Consider the following 19540-nt stretch of genomic DNA (forward strand, 5'->3'; position numbering starts at 1 on the left):
TAAAACACATGTTTTTTACTTCGAATGTTAAATTTAGGTAAAATATTAGATAAATTTCACGAGTACTTGTTAATTGTGTCTGCGAAAACGTTTTCGTGTTAAAAACTTTTAATAAAAGACATTTTTTTGTAGGTAAAATTGTCATTCCAAAAAATAAAAATTACTTTTATTTTCGAATCACTATTTTTCAAAAACCATTAATGAAAAAGAAAATTACTTTAAAACACATTGCAAAAGAGTTAGATGTCTCAATATCAACTGTTTCTAAATCATTAAAGAATAGTTCTGAGATAAGTGAAGACACTCGTGAAAAAGTACAGGCCTTTGCAAAACTTTATAATTTTAAACCAAATAACATTGCTTTGAGTTTGAAGAACAGAAAAACAAAAACTATAGCTGTAATAATTCCTGAAATTGTACACCACTTTTTTGCAACTGTTATTAGTGGTATTGAGAGTGTTGCTAATGAAAATGGATACAATGTTATCGTATGTCTTTCTAACGAATCTTTTGATAAAGAAGTAATTAATATGGAGATGTTAGCAGGAGGAAGTATAGATGGTTTTATTATGTCATTATCAAAAGGAACACAATCAAAAGGAGATTTTCATCATATTCAGGAAGTTATCAATCAAGGAATGCCTGTTGTTATGTTTGATAGAATAACGAATGATATTTTTTGTGATAAAGTAATTATTGACGACAAAACTGCTGCTCAAGATGCAGTTAACTATCTTATATTTAAAGGTGAAAAGAAAATAGGTTTAATAACGACGGTTGATTATGTAAGCGTAGGAAAATATAGGACTGATGGTTATATCCAAGCGTTAAAACAAAACAATCTTATTGTAAAAGATGAACTTATTTTAAAAATAGAAGATATTGATAATTGTGCAGTTGAAATTGAAAACTACATCAGAGAAAATGATATTGATGGAGTTTTTGCAGTAAACGAACTCTTTGCGGTTACAGCTATAAAAGCAGCAAGAAAGCTGGGTAAAAGTGTACCTGAAGATTTATCAGTCATTGGTTTTACAGATGGCATTATTTCAAATTATTCTACACCATCAATAACGACAGTTAGTCAAGATGGAATTATTATGGGACAAAAAGCTGCCAAACTATTAATAGATAGACTAGAAAACGATGAAGATGATGAGTTCTATACCACAGAAATTGTGGAGACACATTTAGTCGAAAGAGAATCAACAAAATAAAAAGTTATTAAGACTCTAACGTTGTAGTGCCTTATTTTTAGGGGTTTTCCATCTCAAGGGTGTACAATCAATTTAAATCTTTAGTATATTTACGTAAATATTATCAAACGCATACTTTTTTACTTCGAAACTAAAAATATGTATTGATAAGCACATATCGCTTGTCGTAGTATAAACTTTAAATTACGATAATGGAAAAGCGTAAATTAGGTTTCTGGGAAATTTGGAACATGAGTTTCGGTTTCTTGGGGATACAATTTGGTTTTGCTCTACAGGGAGGATTCATGTCACGAATCTTTCAGACTTTAGGGGCAGAACCGCACGACATACCTGGACTGTGGATTGCAGCACCTTTAACTGGTTTGATAGTTCAACCTATCATTGGGTATTTAAGTGATAATACATGGTCGCCACGCTTTGGTCGCCGTAAGCCTTATTTTTTAATTGGAGCTATTTTAAGCTCATTCGCTTTGTTTTTTGTTCCCTATTCTTCTGCATTATGGATTGCAGCAGGTTTCTTATGGATTCTTGATGCTTCAATAAATGTAAGTATGGAGCCATTTAGGGCTTTGGTCGCTGATAAATTACCAGATTCTCAACGCTCTTACGGATTTGTATTGCAAACATTAATTATTGGTATTGGAACTTGGATTGCTTCTAATTTACCATGGTTAGTGAATAAAATGGGTTTCGAAGACACTTCGGCACCAGGAGTTATTCCTGAGTATGTAAAAATCGCTTTTGGGATAGGTGCTTTGGTTTTTCTAATCAGTATTCTTTATACTGTCTTAACTACTAAAGAGTATCCACCAAAAGACATTGAAACTTTTAAAGCAGAAAAGAAAGAAAAAAACTTCTTTGGAGACCTCTTTTCTTCATTAAGGGATATGCCATCCACTATGAAAAAACTTGGAGTAATTCAGTTTTTTAGTTGGTTTGCTTTTTTTACCATGTGGAGTATGGCTACACCAGCTTTAACGGAACATGTTTTCAATTCACCAGCGCCCAATAAAGAAGCTTTCGATTTTGCAATTGCAGGTCAGCAAGAAGCTTTTGACGCTGCTAATAAACTGTTCCAAACCGCTTCTGATAAAGTAGGTTCTGCAATGGGATTATACGGATTATCATCAATGGCTTTCGCTTTACTATTAACTTTTTATGCGGCTAAAAGAAGCGTGAATAGAAAATACATTCACATGTTTTCTTTAGTTGCAGGAGGTTTAGGATTTGTACTAATGGGATTCATCAAGGAGCAATCTATGCTTAATGTTTGTTTTCTATTGATTGGTTTGTCATGGGGAAGTATTCTATCAATGCCTTATGCCATGCTGTCAAGCTCTGTTGATGAAAACAAAATGGGTATGATGATGGGATTGTTTAATATGTTTATTGTGATTCCTCAAATCATCGCTGCGCTTGGTGGTGTAAATGAACTTTCTAAATTATTTGGAACCACAGCAATCGCTCCGATGTTATTGGCAGGAACCTCACTTATTTTAGGAGGTTTGAGTAATTTTTTAATCACAGAAGAAAAAGCAATTAAGGGATAATGAGTAAAAAAGCTTTCATATTCGATTTAGATGGTGTTATTGTCGATACGGCAAAATACCATTTTATGGCTTGGCAAAAATTGGCCGACAGCCTTGATATTTTATTTACGCCAGAACATAATGAAGAATTAAAAGGAGTAAGCAGAGTACGTTCTCTTGAAATAATATTAGGACTTGGGAATGTTACTGCTACAGAAGAAGAGAAGCAAAAGTGGCTAACTCAAAAAAACGAAGATTATCTATCATACATAGAAAAGATGGATGATTCCGAAATTTTGCCAGATGTTAGAGAAACTTTAGAATTTATTAAAGAAAAAGGTCAGGGAATTGCTTTAGGATCGGCAAGTAAAAATGCTAGACCTATACTTGAAAAAGTGGGGTTGCTCCATTTTTTTGATGTTATAGTAGATGGAAATGATGTAACTAACGCCAAACCAGATCCCGAAGTTTTCGTAAGAGCTTCAAAACTGTTAGGAGTTAGTAACGAAGATGCAATTGTCTTCGAAGATTCAGTAGCGGGTATTCAGGCAGCCAATATTGCCGGAATGCTAAGCATTGGAATTGGTGAAAAAAGTGTATTAAAAGAAGCGAAATATTGTTTTCCGAATTTTTTGCACATGGACACTAGTTTCATCGAAACACTGATTAAAAATTAAGATTTAAGATTTAAAAAAATGAACCAAGATTATATTATACCAAATAATTGGTCCATCATTGAGGAAGGATTTGATGCCTATAGAGTAAAATCATCTGAAAGTTTGTTCAGTATTGGAAACGGGGCGATGGGGCAACGTGCTAATTTTGAAGAAACGTATTCAGGTAAAACTTTTCAAGGAAGTTATATTGCTGGAATTTATTATCCAGATAAAACCAAAGTAGGTTGGTGGAAAAACGGCTATCCCGAATATTTTGCCAAAGTACTGAATGCTCCCAATTGGATTGGAATAAACGTTGAGGTGAATGGTGAGAATTTGGATTTGGCTAAATGCAAATCGGTTACCAATTTCCGTCGTGAACTTAACATGAAAGAAGGGATTTATTACCGTTCATTCGAAGCTATTCTACAAAATGGAATAGAAATTAACGTAAAAGTCACTCGTTTTTTATCTTTAGATATAGATGAATTGGGTGTTATTAAATACGAAGTAACACCAGTAAATAGTGATGCTAAAATTGTTTTCAAACCCTATTTAGATGGCGGAATTGAAAACGAAGATACCAACTGGGAAGAAAAATTCTGGGAGCCTAAAGGTATAATGCAAGGCGATAATCAAGCTTTTGTGACGGCTCGAACTTTCAAAACGCATTTTATTGCAACAACTTTCATGCAAAACAGCATCTATGTAAATGATGTTCTGCAAGAAGGAATTCATGATAATGTAGAAGAAAGTATTGATAAAGTTGTTTTTTCTTATGAAGTAGAAGTCGCAAAAGGACAAACGACAAGTCTTCAAAAATTTGGAGGTTATACCGTTTCCACAAATCATCCTTTAGATAATTTAATTCCTGCTGCGCAAGCGATTCTGACTAAAGCAAATGCATTAGGTTTTGATACTTTGGCAGAAAACCAAAAACAAGCCTGGGCAAAAATCTGGGAAATGAGCGACATCACTATCGATGGCGATGTAAAAGCCCAACAAGGAATTCGTTTCAATATTTTCCAATTAAACCAAACCTATTTAGGGAAAGATTCCCGTTTAAACATTGGTCCAAAAGGCTTTACCGGTGAAAAATACGGTGGGTCGACGTATTGGGATACCGAAGCGTATTGTATTCCGTTTTACATGGCGACAAAAGACCAGCAGGTAGCCAGAAATCTTTTGGCATATCGTTATAATCAATTGGATAAAGCCATAGAAAACGCAGAGAAATTAGGCTTTAAAAATGGAGCTGCTTTGTACCCAATGGTTACTATGAACGGCGAAGAATGTCACAACGAATGGGAAATCACTTTTGAAGAAATCCATCGTAACGGTGCTATCGCTTTTGCTATTTACAATTATTACCGATTCACCGGTGATTACAGCTACATTCCAGAAAAAGGATTGGAAGTATTAATTGGAATTGCGCGTTTTTGGCATCAAAGAGCAACTTACTCTACCAAAAGAGAACAATATGTAATTTTGGGAGTTACCGGGCCTAACGAATATGAAAATAACGTAAACAACAACTGGTACACGAATTACATTGCCAAATGGTGTATTAATTATGCTTTGGAACAAGTTGAAAAAGTTAAAGAGGATTATCCAGCTGACTATGCTCGTATCATGCACAAAGTAAACTTGCAAAACGAGGAAATGCTAAGCATGAAAGAAGTCGCAAACAAAATGTATTTTCCGTATTCAAAAGAACATCATGTGTATTTGCAACAAGATGGCTTCTTAGATAAAGAATTGATTACAGTGGCCGATTTAGATAAATCACAACGCCCGATTAACCAAAAATGGTCTTGGGACAGAATTCTGCGTTCGCCGTACATCAAGCAGGCAGACACATTGCAAGGTTTCTATTTCTTTGAAGATCATTTTTCAAAAGAAGAATTAGAGCGTCACTTCGATTTTTATGAACCGTTTACAGTTCATGAAAGTTCCTTGTCACCTTGTGTACACTCGATTCAGGCAGCGGTTTTAGGTCGTATGGAACAAGCTTATACATTCTATTTGCGTACTTCTCGTTTAGATTTAGACGATTACAACAAAGAAGTGCATGAAGGTTTACATATTACTTCTATGGCTGGAACCTGGATGAGTATTGTGGAAGGTTTTGGCGGCATGCGTGTTAAAAAAGGGAAACTAACGTTCGAACCTCGAATTCCATCACAATGGGAAGGGTATTCATTCAAAGTAAATTTCAGAAATTCAATTGTGAAAGTTGAAGTAAACCATCAGGGAACAAATGTTTCGGTTGAAGGAGATACTTCGCTTGAAGTTATCGTAAACGGCGCATCACAGTTAATCAAAAATTAATATTATGTTTAAAAATTTTGTTTCAGTAGTTATACTGTTTTTGTCATTTTTTGGTTTGCAGGCTCAGGAGCTGGTTTCTCCTAACGGAAATTTCAAAATGAAATTTGCCTTAGAAAGTGATGGAACACCTACTTATCAACTTTTTTTAAAGAATAAAGAAGTTATTAAAAAAAGTAAGTTAGGATTGGAATTAAAAAATGATAAAAAATCGTTGCTGAATGATTTTACGGTTTCGGAAACCAAAGAAAGTACGTTCAATGAAACTTGGAAACCAGTTTGGGGAGAAGAAACGGCTATTCAAAATCAGTACAACGAATTGTTGCTAACACTGAAACAAAATCAAACTGACAGACAAGTCATTGTTCGTTTCCGATTATTCAATGAAGGATTGGGTTTCCGATATGAATTTCCAGAGCAGAAAAATCTAACCTATTTTGTGCTGAAAGAAGAACGTACCGAATTTGCCATGACAGGCAATCATACCGCGTTTTGGATTCCGGGCGATTATGATACACAGGAATACGATTATACCGAAAGCAAACTTTCTGAAATTAGAGGTTTGTTTAAAAAAGCAGTCACTGACAACGCATCACAAAAACAATTTTCAGATACTGGTGTGCAAACTTCACTGATGATGAAAACCGCCGATGGCTTATATATCAACATCCATGAAGCAGCGTTAATTAATTATTCGTGCATGAGTTTGAATTTAGATGATGTAACCTTCGTGTTTCAATCGCATTTAACACCCGATTCAAAGGGAGATAAAGGACATTTGCAAGCGCCTTGTGTTTCGCCTTGGCGTACGATTATTGTGAGTGCTGATGCTCGTGATGTATTGGCTTCCCGTATGACCTTAAACTTAAATGAACCCTGTAAAATTGAAGATACATCTTGGATTAAACCAGTTAAATATGTTGGTGTTTGGTGGGAAATGATTACAGGGAAAAGCTCTTGGTCGTATACAGATGAGGTTCCTTCGGTACAATTAGGAATTACCGATTTTTCTAAAACAAAACCAAACGGAAAACACGCTGCCAATACAAAACATGTAAAAGAGTATATCGATTTTGCAGCCTTGCACGGATTTGATGCGGTTTTAGTGGAAGGTTGGAACGAAGGTTGGGAAGACTGGTTTGGCCATGAAAAAGATTATGTTTTTGATTTCGTAACACCTTATCCCGATTTTGATGTGAAAGGCATTCATGAATATGCAAAATCTAAAGGAATCAAAATGATTATGCATCACGAAACTTCGGGTTCCACCAGAAATTACGAGCGTCATTTAGACAAAGCATTTCAATTTATGAATGATAATGGGTACGAAGCTGCTAAAACAGGTTATGTAGGTAATATTTTGCCAGTTGGAGAACACCATTACAGCCAATCGATTTTAAATCACTATCAATATGTGATTGAAAAAGCGGCCGATTATAAAATTATGATTAATGGGCACGAAGCCGTTCGTCCAACCGGAATTTGCAGAACGTATCCGAATATGATTGGAAATGAATCTGCCCGCGGAACCGAATTCCAGGCCTTTGGTGGTTCAAAAGCAAATCATACTACCATTTTGCCTTTCACAAGATTAATGGGCGGGCCTATGGATTATACACCTGGTATTTTCGAAATGGACATTGCCAAACTAAATCCAAATAACAATTCTCATGTCAATACAACTTTAGCAAATCAGTTAGGGTTGTATGTGGTAATGTACAGTCCGTTGCAAATGGCGGCCGATTTACCTGAAAATTACAATAGATTTTTAGATGCGTTCCAATTCATCAAAGATGTTCCTGTAGAATGGGCAACGTCAAAATATTTGGAAGCTGAGCCAGGGTATTACATCACTATTGCTAGAAAAGATAAAAATTCAAATGATTGGTTTGTTGGGAATTCAAACGGTTATAATGCCAGAACAGCAACGGTAAATTTTGACTTTTTAGAAAAAGGTAAAAAATATGAAGCTACTATTTATGCTGATGCCGATAACGCCGATTATAAAACCAATCCACAAGCGTATAAAATCACAAAACAAAAAGTAACCAACAAAACAAAATTATTTTTGAAAACAGCTGCAGGTGGAGGTTTCGGAATCAGTATTAAAAAAATAAATTAATTTTTAGAATTGTCCCCTTGAGGGGACTTTAGGGGTGTAAAATGAAAAAACTAATCTACATATTAACCACTCTATTCACAGCATCACTTTTTGCTCAAATCGATAGAGTTGAACCTCCATTTTGGTACGAAGGCATGAATAAAAGTGAAGTGCAGGTCATGTTTTATGGAAAAAACATAGCCCAAAATTCGGTTTCCGTTTCTAATAATGTGGTAATTACTAGTATAACAAAAACTGAAAATCCAAATTACCTTTTTGTAACGATTGATGCCAAAAATGTGAAAGCACAGCAATTGCAATTTACGTTTGCAAATGGTAAAAAAACATTCAAAAGAAATTACGAAATCAAAGCTAGAAAAGAAAATTCGGCCTTACGTAAAAGTTTTGACGCTTCGGATGTGATGTATTTATTAATGCCGGACCGATTTGCCAACGGAAATCTAAACAATGATTCTTCGTCTGAATTACAGGAAAAAGCCAACAGAAGTTTGCCTGGCGGAAGACACGGTGGTGACATTCAGGGAATCATCAACAATTTAGATTATATTAAAGAATTAGGCGCAACTGCTATTTGGAGCACACCACTTTGTGAAGATAATGACAAGGGTTATTCGTATCATACCTATGGTCAATCGGATGTGTATAAAATAGATGCACGTTATGGAACCAATGAAGAATACAAGCAGTTGGCTGCTGAAATGCATAAAAAAGACTTGAAATTAGTTATGGACTATGTAACCAATCATTGGGGAGCAGAGCACTGGATGTTCAAAGACATGCCTACCTATGATTGGTTTCATCAGTTTCCGGGATATGCACAAAGCAATTACCGAATGATTACGCAATACGATACAAACGGTTCTCAGCGTGATGCTAAATATTGTATGGACGGATGGTTTGTCCCTTCAATGCCCGATTTGAACCAGTCAAATCCATTAGTGCTAAATTATTTAATTCAAAATGCGATTTGGTGGATAGAATATGCCGATTTAGATGGTTTTCGCGTAGATACGTATTCCTATAATGATAAAGAAGGCATCGCCAAATGGACAAAAGCCATTACCGATGAATATCCTTATTTTAATATCGTAGGAGAAGTTTGGATGCATGATCAAGCTCAAATATCCTATTGGCAAAAAGACAGCCCGATTGCTAAAATTCAAAACTATAATTCACACTTGCCAAGCGTGATGGATTTTACCTTACATGATGTTTTTGGAAATGTTTTTAATGAAGACAAAGCCGACTGGGGCAATGGAACAATTAAATTCTATGAAAATTTTGCGAATGATTTCTTGTATGCTAATCCGAATAATTTATTACTTTTTTTAGAAAATCACGATACCGGTCGTTTTAATGAAATTTATAAGAATGATTTCAAAAAATATCAGTTGGGTCTGACGCTTTTGGCAACTATGCGCGGCATTCCGCAAATCTATTACGGTTCAGAAATTGGAATGGCAGGAGATAAAGTCAAAGGCGATGCAGATATTCGTCAGGATTTTCCAGGCGGTTGGAATGGTGATGGCAACAATGCTTTTTCTGCCTCGGGTAGAACCGAAATACAAAAGCAATATTTCGATTTTTCAAAGAAATTATTCAATTGGAGAAAATCAAAATCGGTAATACATTCAGGAAAACTGACGCATTATATTCCGGAAAACAATGTTTATGTTTATTTTCGCCATACCAATAGTGAATCTGTAATGGTTGTAATTAATAATGCAGCCGATAATCAGAAAATCAATTTATCTCGATTTGAAGAAAATTTAAAAGGATTTACTTCTGGACACGATGTGCTTTCGGATAAGAATGTTGAACTTAAAACCGAATTATTACTAGACGCTAAGTCATCAATGATAATCGAATTAAAAAAATAGAAATGAAAAAAATAGTTATCAGTGCATTGATAATTACTTCTTTAGTGAGTTGTAAAAAAGAAGTTGAGCCTAAAACAGAAACTGCAAAATCAGACATTGAAGCTGTATCTCCTGCTTTAGCAGACAACGCGATCATTTATGAGGCAAATATTCGTCAGTACTCTCCAGAAGGGACCTTTAATGCATTTACGCAAGACATTCCTAAACTAAAGAAACTTGGAGTGAAAATACTTTGGCTAATGCCAATTTATGAAATTGGGTATAAAAATCGTAAAGCAAAAGGTGATCTTTCAATTGAGCAAATTACAGATACTATTGAAAAACAAAAATATTTAGGAAGTCCTTATTCGGTAAAAGATTATAGAAGTGTTAATCCTAATTATGGTACTAAAGAAGATTTTCAAAAGCTAGTAAAAACAGCTCATAAAAACGGAATTTATGTTATACTGGATTGGGTAGCTAATCATACCGCTTGGGATCATCCATGGGTTACTATGCATAATGATTTTTATACTCATGATAAAAATGGGAAAATGATAGCGCCTTTTGATTGGACAGATGTAGCCGAATTAGATTATAAAAACTCTAATCTTCGAAAAGCAATGATTGAAGACATGAAGTATTGGGTTAAGGAATTTAATGTTGATGGTTTTAGATGTGACGTTGCCGCTGAGGTACCAACTGATTTCTGGGAAAATGCAAAGGTTGAATTAAATAAAATTAAACCTGTTTTTATGTTAGCCGAGGCAGAAAAGCCGGAATTAATGAAAAGGGCTTTTGATATGCAATATGCATGGGAAGGGCATCATATTTTGAATGGAATTGCTCAAGGTAAAAAAACAGTAAAAGATTTTGATGCTTACATTGAAAAGACAAGAAAAACACTTCAGCCTGATGATATTTACATGAATTTCACGTCTAACCATGACGAAAATTCTTGGAACGGAACAGAGTATGAGCGTATGGGTGATGCTGTAGAAACTTTTGCAGCTTTGATATACACCATGCCTGGAATGCCTCTTATTTATAATGGTCAGGAATATGATCTAAATAAAAGATTACGTTTTTTTGAAAAAGATACTATTCCGCATTCAGTTGGAAAAATGATGTCTGTTTATGAAAAACTTGGAAAGTTAAAAGTAGAAAATCCAGCACTAAAAGGAGGAAAAACTCTGGCTTCATATACTAGATTACAGACTTCTGCGGATGATAAAATTCTGGCTTTTGAGCGTGAGAGTAATGGTAAAAAAGTAATTTTCATAGCTAATCTTACAAAAGACAGTCAAAATGCAAAAATTCAGGCTGAGGGTACTTTTAAAGATTATATGAGTAATCAAGAAATGATTTTGGTTAAAGACCAAAACATAGAATTAAAGCCTTGGCAGTATTTGATTTTAACGAATTAAAATATCTTGATATCGAGAAAAAAGCACAAATCTTTTGCGGTTTGTGCTTTTTTTGTACATTTAGGTATGCTGAAAATAGGACATAGAGGCGCCAAGGGCTACGTCGCCGAAAATACTATAGATTCATTTAAAGAAGCATTTTTGCTAGGGGCTGATGGCATCGAGCTTGATGTTCAATTGTCTGAAGATGGAGAAGTTGTGGTTATTCACGACAAAACTGTCGATAGAACCATAGCAAATGCTTCAGGCGTGGTACGTCATTTTACCTCAGATGAGTTATGGCGTTTAGGAGATGTTCCTACTTTAAATAAAGTGTTGCATTGGTTGCCCAGAAATAAGTTTATTAATATTGAAATTAAAGATAAAAAGGCAGCACATCCAACTGTTCTTTTGATAGATAACTTTACCCTTAACAGTGATTTGTTGTACAAAAACATTGTTGTTTCGAGTTTTGATTGGGAAATTTTAAAAGTAGTAAGCGCTTTGGAACCTATGACTAAAATAGGTGTTTTAACCGAAGACAACTTGGAAGCTACTTTCGATTTTGCCAAAGAAATCAAAGCTTTTAGCGTCAATGTTGATTACAAATTGCTTACCCCAGAATTTATTGAAAAATCACACCAAAATAAACTTCAAATTCATGCTTGGACTGTAAATTCGCCCGAAGATATTACCTTTGTCAAAAATCTTGGCGTCGATGCCATTATTTCTGATTTCCCAGATAGATTATGATTTCAAACTACGATGTATTAATTATTGGTGGAGGAGCAGCTGGTTTCTTTACAGCCATTAATATAGCTGAAAAGAACCCAAAAATAAAGATTGCGATTCTCGAGAGAGGAAAAGAAGTGCTTTCTAAAGTGCGTGTTTCGGGTGGTGGACGTTGCAATGTCACACATGCGTGTTTTATCCCTAATGATTTGGTGAAGTTTTATCCGCGAGGTGAAAAAGAACTTCGAGGGCCTTTTCATCAGTTTTGTTCTGGAGATACAATTGAATGGTTTGAAAAACATGGTGTCGAACTTAAAATCGAAGATGACGGTCGAATGTTTCCAGTGACCGATTCTTCACAAACAATTATCGATTGTTTTTTAAATACTACTAAAAAGCTTAAAATAGATGTTTTAACAGGACAAAGTGTTCAAGAGATTTTTCAAGGAGAGAATTATTGGAAAGTTGAGACAAACCAACAATCTTTTAAATGTCAAAAATTAGTCATGACCACAGGGAGTAATCCTAAAATGTGGGATATGATGCAAAAATTGGGACATAATATTGTTTCTCCCGTTCCGTCATTATTTACTTTCAATATAAAAGATAATCGAATTAAGGATTTGATGGGAGTTTCTGCTTTTGCTTCGGTAAAAGTTAAAGATTCAAAATTAAAGGCTTCTGGACCATTATTGATTACACATTGGGGAATGAGTGGTCCTGGAATTTTGCGTTTATCGGCTTGGGGTGCAAGAGAATTGTTTGAAAAAAATTATCAGTTTACACTTCAAGTAAATTGGTTAAATGATTTGGATTTTGATATAGTTTTAGAAGATTTAAAAGAAATAAAAGAAGAAAATTCAAAGAAATCAGTGTCTAAATTTTGCCCTTTCGATTTCCCAAAACGATTATGGGAAAGCTTGCTTAAAGCTTCAGGAATTTCTTTAGATACTAAATGGGCTGATATTTCTAAAAAACAAATGACAGATTTGGTCAATCAATTAACCAATGGACAATTTCAAGTTAACGGGAAAAGTACTTTCAAAGAAGAATTTGTTACGGCAGGTGGAGTTGATTTAAAAGAAATCAACTTCAAAACCATGGAAAGTAAACTTCATAAAAACCTTTATTTTGCAGGCGAAATTTTAAATATCGATGCCATTACTGGGGGTTTTAACTTTCAAAATGCCTGGACCAGTGGATTTATTATTAGCAATAATTTAAGTTTGTTATAATAGATTCTTTATAAATTCGTTTTTTAAACGAAATTTATAGGCCAAGAGATGAACAAAAATTGTTTAGTTCTATTTTTTTTATTTTTCCCTTTTTTTTGTGTACTAAGTCAAGAAAAAGAATTTCAAAACTTCACAACAGAAGAAGGCCTTTCCAGTAACGAAGTATACAGTGCTTTTCAAGATAAAAATGGGGTAGTATGGTTTGCAACCGACAGAGGACTTAGCACTTATAACGGTTATGAATTTAAGAATTACGCCCCCAAAAATGGTCTTACAGATATTACCGTTTTTGATTTTTTTCCTCAATCAAATCAACAAGTATGGTGTTCTACCTTTAATGGAAAACTATTTTATTTTATAAACGGATCCACAAGCTTTAAACCATATAAATACAATCATGTATTTTCGAGTTATATCTATCGGAAGAAAATACCTACTTTTTTTGTAAGAAAATTAAAAGTTACTCAACAAGGAGATGTGTACATATCGGATGGCTCTACTTTACTTAAAATTGATAGAAAAGGAGTTTTAACAGAACTGTATAGGAAGAGTGCAAAGGAACAAACTCCTTGTTATTTGAATCTATATCCTATAAATTCATTGCAAAAAATCGAATACTTTTCTCCTCGAAAAAGTGTGGTAAGTTTACCATTAAAAAAAGGACTTTTTAGGAATATAGTTTCCTGCTTTAAAGACTCTAAACTTGTAATATGTGATAGTTTAGTTCGTTTTTATAATTCTAATAGTAAAGCAATTGATATTGAATACAAGAACTATATTGCAATTGGTGTTGGACAATACGACGCAAGACATTTTTGGATAGGTTACCGAGGAAAAGGTTATAGCGTTTTTGATGATAAAGGAGTAAAAGTTGCTAGTTTTTTAAAGGCTAATTCTGTTACAAAAGTTTTAAAAGATTGTTATGGAGGTATATGGGTGACTTCTATTGATGCGGGTGTTTTTTATAAAAGACCAAATCAGATTAAAAATTTTAAATTTCAAAATACAAGAATAAATTCTCTCACGAAAAATAAAAACAATCAGCTTTTTATTGGAGGATTTAATGGCAATGTCTATAAAAAAGAGAAAGATGGCAGCATTGTAAAATTGTATAATGGTCTGATGAATATTCCATCTATTGTGCAATACAATTCAATTCTTAATACTACTTTTTGTTATTCAGATAATAAGATAATAACGTTCCCGAAAAATAACAACTATCAAAACATTGGAGGTGTGTTAAAAATGTCTGATGATTCTGAAAGTTTAATTTTTGCGCGTTATGGAATATATACTGTAGTTGATAAAAACAGAATATTTTCGGATACTTTACATTTTAGAATACATGATATTTCCAAGGTAAGCAATACTTTTTATTTAGGAACTATAGACGGATTGAAAGTCTTGCATCAAGGAAAAATATCTAAACTAAATAACGATATTTTTAAGTACAGAATAGACGATATTGATTATGTGAAGTCTAAAGGGATATTGTATTTAGCAACTCTAGGTAAAGGAGTCATTGTATACAATATTAAAGATGGTACATTTTTTACAGTAGATAAATCGAAAGGATTATCTAACGACATTGTTACAGAGTTGCTAGTAGAAAATGAAAACACTATTTGGGTTTGTACTAATAAAGGTCTCAACAGAATATCGTTTATGGATAAAAAGAAATTTAACATTGATTACATAACCACAAATAATGGATTACAAAGCAATCAAATACATGATGTAGAAATCCTAGAGGACTCTGTATATGTTGGAACCACAAAAGGGTTATCCATATTTTCTAAAAGACAGTTTTCAGAATTGATTTCTAAAAAAGACCACTTTTTACGAATTAAAGATGTTAAAATAAATAATGTACTGTATACGAAAAGTAACTCAAATTTGGATTTGAGATATAATCAAAATCAGATTGATTTTTTTGTGGAAGCTGTTTCATTTGCTCCTAAAAATACAATTGTATATCAATACAAATTAGTAGGATTGGATAAAACATGGAAAACCACAAACGATAGGAGAATTTCGTATGAGTATATACCGCCAGGAAATTATAAGTTATATGTAAAGGTTATAGACGATGGAAGATTTTTCCCGGAGGAATGTGCTACACTTTCTTTCAAAATTCAAAAGCCTTTTTGGCAAACTTCATGGTTCTTTCTTTTATGGATTAGTTTTTTGGCGGTAGTCATTTATTTCTTTTTCAAAATAAAGGTGTTAACCTATAATAAAGATATCGTAAGGGAATTACTTCGTTTGTGGATGAAGAGATTGAAAAAGAAAGAAGGTTTCTTTTTGTTTAAGGAAGCAGGTAAAGAGGTTAGGATAAAAACTTCCGAGATTTTATTTGTACAATCCTCTGGAAATTATATAGATGTTATCACAGTTACAAAAAAATATACGATAAGAGGGAAAATTGGAGATTTTATGCACTCTGTGCCAGATGCTCTAGAATTCCTGAGAGTGCATAGATCCTATATTGTACGAATTGATAAAATTGACCAAAAAAGTAAAAAGGATATTTATATTAAAGATTTTATAATTCCTGTGGGAGAAAAATATCTTACAGAAATAGAAAAAATACACTTTTAAGGCTTTTATATTCAATAAACACGATGATTCCGTTAAAAAATTTGTCCCCAAAAAGACTGTTTTCATCCCACTATGAAAAAGTCTCTATGTAAGCTTAATCTCTATTCATCACTTTTTTGTGCCAGATTATCACAAACAAGGGTGTAGGAAATTTTCTAATTGCCAGTCGACTATAGTTTTGCAGAACAAATTTTAAAATTAAAAAAATGAAAAAAACTGTTTATGGCGTTTTGTTCCTTGCCGTAGTAGGAATTGGATTGGTATCTTGTGAGAAAGAATCTTTAGAGCAAAAAATGGATTTGCCAAATTCTAAATTAAGCAATGATAATAAAGAAAATGCAAGTAAAGCGCTTATTTTTAATTATGTTCTAGCTGTAGATAATGTGAATTTAGAATTGGTGAGAAAAAAATATGATTTTAATACTAATTTGTTCACAAACACTAATTCTGTGAATAATTTTTCTTACAATGGAATCGCAGCATTTGATGATGATATTGCTTCCTTAGAAAAAACAAGTTCGACCGAATCATGGATATATTATGATTCGGGTAGTTTATGGGGGGTGTCAGGTCCAGTTAAATATTTAGGTGCTAATATTTTAATGGATGAGATAGAATTATTAGATGATGATATTAATAAATTGTACGGATTACGTGGATCTTCCATCTACAAGTTAACCTTTGATGCAACAACATCAAGTTTCAATGCTTCCATTGTTTACACTTATATTCCATCTGGAAAAGGGGCTAGAAGGTATTCTATTGCTCCAACAGATGTTAATGGTAATTTTATTAGATTGTATACAGCCCCTTCAGTTGCTGGTTTGGCAGGTCAACCAATCCCGATGACAATACTTTCCTATGTGGATATAAATCCAACAAATGGTATCACAACTATGCCTGTAAATGTATCTACGATGGTTCCTGGTGTTGGTGATTTAAGTTCTTTTACTGTAAATAACTTTTCGGTTGGTTCTCAGTATGATTCTAAGTATTATGTTGTAATTGATAAGAGTATTTACGGTTTAAATACGCCAACTTCGTTAGTGTGGGTTGATGCTTTTAATAACACTGTAAGAGATTGTAGCTTTTATACTTTTTAAGTTTAGGTTTCAAAAAATGTATTCTAAAATAGATAACCATCAATATTTATTGGTGGTTATTTTTCTAAAAATATTTGGAATACTAAGTGTAAATTATTTTCAGTGTATTAAGAATTTAAATACCAAATACTACCATTTAAAATAGTTGCAAAACTAACCCAAGCCAAATAAGGATATAATAATTTTGAAGCCAACGAATCAATTTTACCAAAAGCTTTTATGGTTTCAAAAATGAACAGCCAAAGTAATAAGATTTCAAGGAAGGCTAAAAAAGGATTACACAACCCAAAAAATAAAACAGACCACAAAGCATTTAGAAACAATTGAATGCCAAAAAGAGTCATTGCTTGTTTCTTGTTATTACTTTTCTCATTGCTCCAAACAATAGCAAAAGCCAGTCCCATCAGGATGTATAAAAGAGTCCATACCGGAGCAAATACCCACGAAGGCGGATTAAAAAAAGGTTTTATAACTGTAGGAAACCAAGTTTTTACTGAGGATTGCGTAGCAAAACCAGAAAGAAATCCAACTAATAAACAGGTAAAAACGGATACTAATGCTTTTGAGAGGTGTATTCTTTTCAAAATTTAATTTCATTTGTTTGAACGTAAATTTAAACATTCCTGAACAAAAAAAGTATCTTTGCCTAAATTTTAGTTTTTATGTTTTCTGAAAAGGATTTTATCGCTTCAAATTATACAATTTCTACAACCGAAGGTTCTTTTGAATGGAGTGCACCAAGTAATATTGCTTTAGTTAAATATTGGGGAAAAATAGGGAGCCAACTTCCAGCAAATCCATCAATTAGCTTTACACTAAATAATTGTAAAACAATTACAAAATTAGCTTTTTCGAAAAAACAAAACGATGGTGATTTCTCATTCGATTTATTATTTGAAGGCAAGCCAAAAGAAGATTTTAAACCTAAAATTCAGAAATTCTTCGAACGTATTTTTGAGTTTTGTCCGTATTTGAAAGATTTTCATTTTACGATTGATACTCAAAATACTTTTCCACACAGTTCTGGTATTGCTTCTTCGGCTTCAGGAATGGCAGCAATGGCTATGAATGTCATGAGTCTAGAAAGATTATTAAATCCTGAAATTAAAGAAGAATATTTTTATCAAAAAGCCTCTTTACTGGCACGTTTAGGGTCTGGTAGTGCTTGCCGAAGCGTAAAAGGTGAAGTTGTTGTTTGGGGCGAGCATAAAGAAATTACAGAAAGTTCAAATTTATTTGGAGTTGAATTTTCAAGTATCCATGACAATTTTAAGAATTACCAGGACACTATCCTGTTGGTTGATAAAGGGGAGAAGCAAGTATCTAGTACCGTTGGACATGATTTAATGCACAATCACCCTTTTGCCGAAAGACGATTTGAGCAAGCTCATGAAAATCTGTCGAAAATGAAATTTATCCTAGAAACAGGAAATACGGAAGAATTTATCAAAATTGTAGAAAGTGAAGCGCTTACTTTACATGCCATGATGATGACTTCTATGCCGTATTTTATTTTGATGAAACCGAATACTTTAGAGATCATTAATAAGATTTGGAAATTTAGAAATGAAACGCAAATACCTGTTTGTTTTACACTAGATGCTGGTGCTAATGTTCATGTTTTATATCCAAAAGACACTAAAGAAAAAGTTTTGCAATTTATTAAGGACGAATTAGTTGGCTATTGTCAAAATGGTCAATATATTTGTGACGAAATTGGACATGGTGCTATGTCAATTTAATTTGTATCTTTATAACTGTAAACTAATTACCGTTAACACTTAACCACATGAAAGGACCTCTATTCTACTCAAAAATTCTGCTTTTCGGAGAGTATGGAATTATTAAAGATTCTAAAGGTTTGGCAATTCCTTATAATTTTTACAACGGAGCTTTAAAAATTGAAGAGAATCCTTCAGTTGATGCAATCAAATCCAACGAAAGTTTAAAGCGTTTTGCTGCTTATTTAAGTGAATTGCAGTCTGAACAACCATCATTGGTAACTTTCAATATGGAAGCATTAAAAGCAGATGTAGCTAACGGAATGTATTTCGATTCAAGTATTCCGCAAGGGTATGGAGTAGGTAGCAGTGGTGCTTTAGTTGCAGCTATTTATGATAAGTATGCAAACAGTAAAATAACAGTTCTTGAAAATTTAACTCGCGAGAAACTATTACAGTTAAAAGCTATTTTTTCTCAAATGGAATCTTTTTTTCACGGGAAAAGTTCAGGACTAGATCCTTTAAATAGTTATTTAAGCATTCCAATTTTAATCAATTCAAAAGATAATATCGAAGCTACAGGAATTCCTACTCAAAGCGCTAATGGTAAAGGAGCTGTTTTCTTGCTTGATTCTGGAATGGTTGGGGAAACAGCACCGATGGTTAATATTTTTATGGAAAATCTTAAAGAAGAAGGCTTCCGTAAAATGCTTAAGTCACAATTTATAAAATATACTGATGCGTGTGTAGAAAACTTTCTGCACGGAGATATGAAATCTCTTTTTTCAAATACAAAAAAACTTTCAAAAGTTGTTTTGAATAACTTTAAACCAATGATTCCTGAACATTTTCATCAAGTTTGGCAACGTGGAATCGATACCAACGATTATTACTTAAAATTGTGTGGTTCAGGTGGAGGTGGTTATATCCTTGGTTTTGCTCAAGACTTTGCAAAAGCTAAAGAATCGTTAAAAGATTATAAGCTGGAAGTAGTTTATCAGTTTTAATTTTTATTTTCGGAAGTGTAATCA

At 33.4% G+C, this 19540-nt stretch carries 14 protein-coding genes; 13 read left to right on the top strand and 1 reads right to left on the bottom strand.

Annotated elements, in window-relative coordinates; genetic code table 11:
• Positions 1-200: 200 nt before the first annotated feature.
• The 11 genes from LJY17_RS13635 to LJY17_RS13685 all read left to right on the top strand — a co-directional run bounded on the left by LJY17_RS13635 (position 201) and on the right by LJY17_RS13685 (position 16788).
• Positions 201-1217, top strand: a complete 1017-nt coding sequence (locus LJY17_RS13635) for a LacI family DNA-binding transcriptional regulator (RefSeq protein ID WP_264544364.1) — start codon at positions 201-203, stop codon at positions 1215-1217.
• Positions 1218-1408: 191 nt separating this feature from the next.
• Complete coding sequence (locus LJY17_RS13640; protein ID WP_264544365.1) at positions 1409-2767, top strand: MFS transporter; 1359 nt, start codon at positions 1409-1411, stop codon at positions 2765-2767.
• Complete coding sequence (gene pgmB, locus LJY17_RS13645) at positions 2767-3423, top strand: beta-phosphoglucomutase (RefSeq protein WP_264544366.1); 657 nt, start codon at positions 2767-2769, stop codon at positions 3421-3423. The genes LJY17_RS13640 and pgmB overlap by 1 nt, the downstream gene beginning before the upstream one ends.
• An 18-nt stretch (positions 3424-3441) precedes the next feature.
• The gene (locus LJY17_RS13650) at positions 3442-5733 is read left to right on the top strand and encodes a glycoside hydrolase family 65 protein (RefSeq protein ID WP_264544367.1); all 2292 of its coding nucleotides are present in this window, start codon (positions 3442-3444) and stop codon (positions 5731-5733) included.
• Positions 5734-5737: 4 nt separating this feature from the next.
• On the top strand, positions 5738-7852 hold the full coding sequence (locus LJY17_RS13655; RefSeq protein WP_264544368.1) for a glycoside hydrolase family 97 protein: 2115 nt from the start codon (positions 5738-5740) through the stop codon (positions 7850-7852).
• Positions 7853-7893: 41 nt separating this feature from the next.
• Positions 7894-9732 carry a glycoside hydrolase family 13 protein gene (locus LJY17_RS13660; RefSeq protein WP_264544369.1) on the top strand — a complete coding sequence of 613 codons (1839 nt, stop codon included), beginning with the start codon at positions 7894-7896 and terminating at the stop codon, positions 9730-9732.
• Positions 9733-9734: 2 nt separating this feature from the next.
• Entirely contained in the window at positions 9735-11138 is a 1404-nt protein-coding gene (locus LJY17_RS13665) for an alpha-amylase family glycosyl hydrolase (RefSeq protein WP_264544370.1), read from the top strand.
• Between the two features lie 66 nt (positions 11139-11204).
• The gene (locus tag LJY17_RS13670; protein WP_264544371.1) at positions 11205-11870 is read left to right on the top strand and encodes a glycerophosphodiester phosphodiesterase; all 666 of its coding nucleotides are present in this window, start codon (positions 11205-11207) and stop codon (positions 11868-11870) included.
• Complete coding sequence (locus tag LJY17_RS13675) at positions 11867-13084, top strand: NAD(P)/FAD-dependent oxidoreductase (protein ID WP_264544372.1); 1218 nt, start codon at positions 11867-11869, stop codon at positions 13082-13084. The genes LJY17_RS13670 and LJY17_RS13675 overlap by 4 nt, the downstream gene beginning before the upstream one ends.
• Before the next feature lie 48 nt (positions 13085-13132).
• A complete protein-coding gene (locus tag LJY17_RS13680; protein ID WP_264544373.1) occupies positions 13133-15685 on the top strand; it encodes a ligand-binding sensor domain-containing protein in 2553 nt (850 codons plus the stop codon).
• 206 nt (positions 15686-15891) lie between these two features.
• On the top strand, positions 15892-16788 hold the full coding sequence (locus LJY17_RS13685) for a hypothetical protein (RefSeq protein WP_264544374.1): 897 nt from the start codon (positions 15892-15894) through the stop codon (positions 16786-16788).
• A 107-nt stretch (positions 16789-16895) separates the two neighbouring features.
• Here LJY17_RS13685 and LJY17_RS13690 read toward each other — a convergent pair whose 3' ends face one another.
• Entirely contained in the window at positions 16896-17372 is a 477-nt protein-coding gene (locus LJY17_RS13690; RefSeq protein WP_319800131.1) for a TspO/MBR family protein, read from the bottom strand.
• A 78-nt stretch (positions 17373-17450) separates the two neighbouring features.
• Here LJY17_RS13690 and LJY17_RS13695 point away from each other — a divergent pair, with 78 nt between their 5' ends.
• Both LJY17_RS13695 and LJY17_RS13700 read left to right on the top strand, forming a co-directional pair.
• Positions 17451-18530 carry a diphosphomevalonate/mevalonate 3,5-bisphosphate decarboxylase family protein gene (locus LJY17_RS13695; protein WP_264544375.1) on the top strand — a complete coding sequence of 360 codons (1080 nt, stop codon included), beginning with the start codon at positions 17451-17453 and terminating at the stop codon, positions 18528-18530.
• Between the two features lie 47 nt (positions 18531-18577).
• Positions 18578-19516 (top strand): mevalonate kinase family protein, encoded by a 939-nt coding sequence (locus LJY17_RS13700; RefSeq protein WP_264544376.1) that lies wholly within the window; start codon positions 18578-18580, stop codon positions 19514-19516.
• The last annotated feature ends 24 nt before the right edge of the window (positions 19517-19540 follow it).

Origin of the sequence: Flavobacterium hankyongi (assembly GCF_036840915.1) — a bacterium.
GTDB lineage: Bacteria > Bacteroidota > Bacteroidia > Flavobacteriales > Flavobacteriaceae > Flavobacterium > Flavobacterium hankyongi.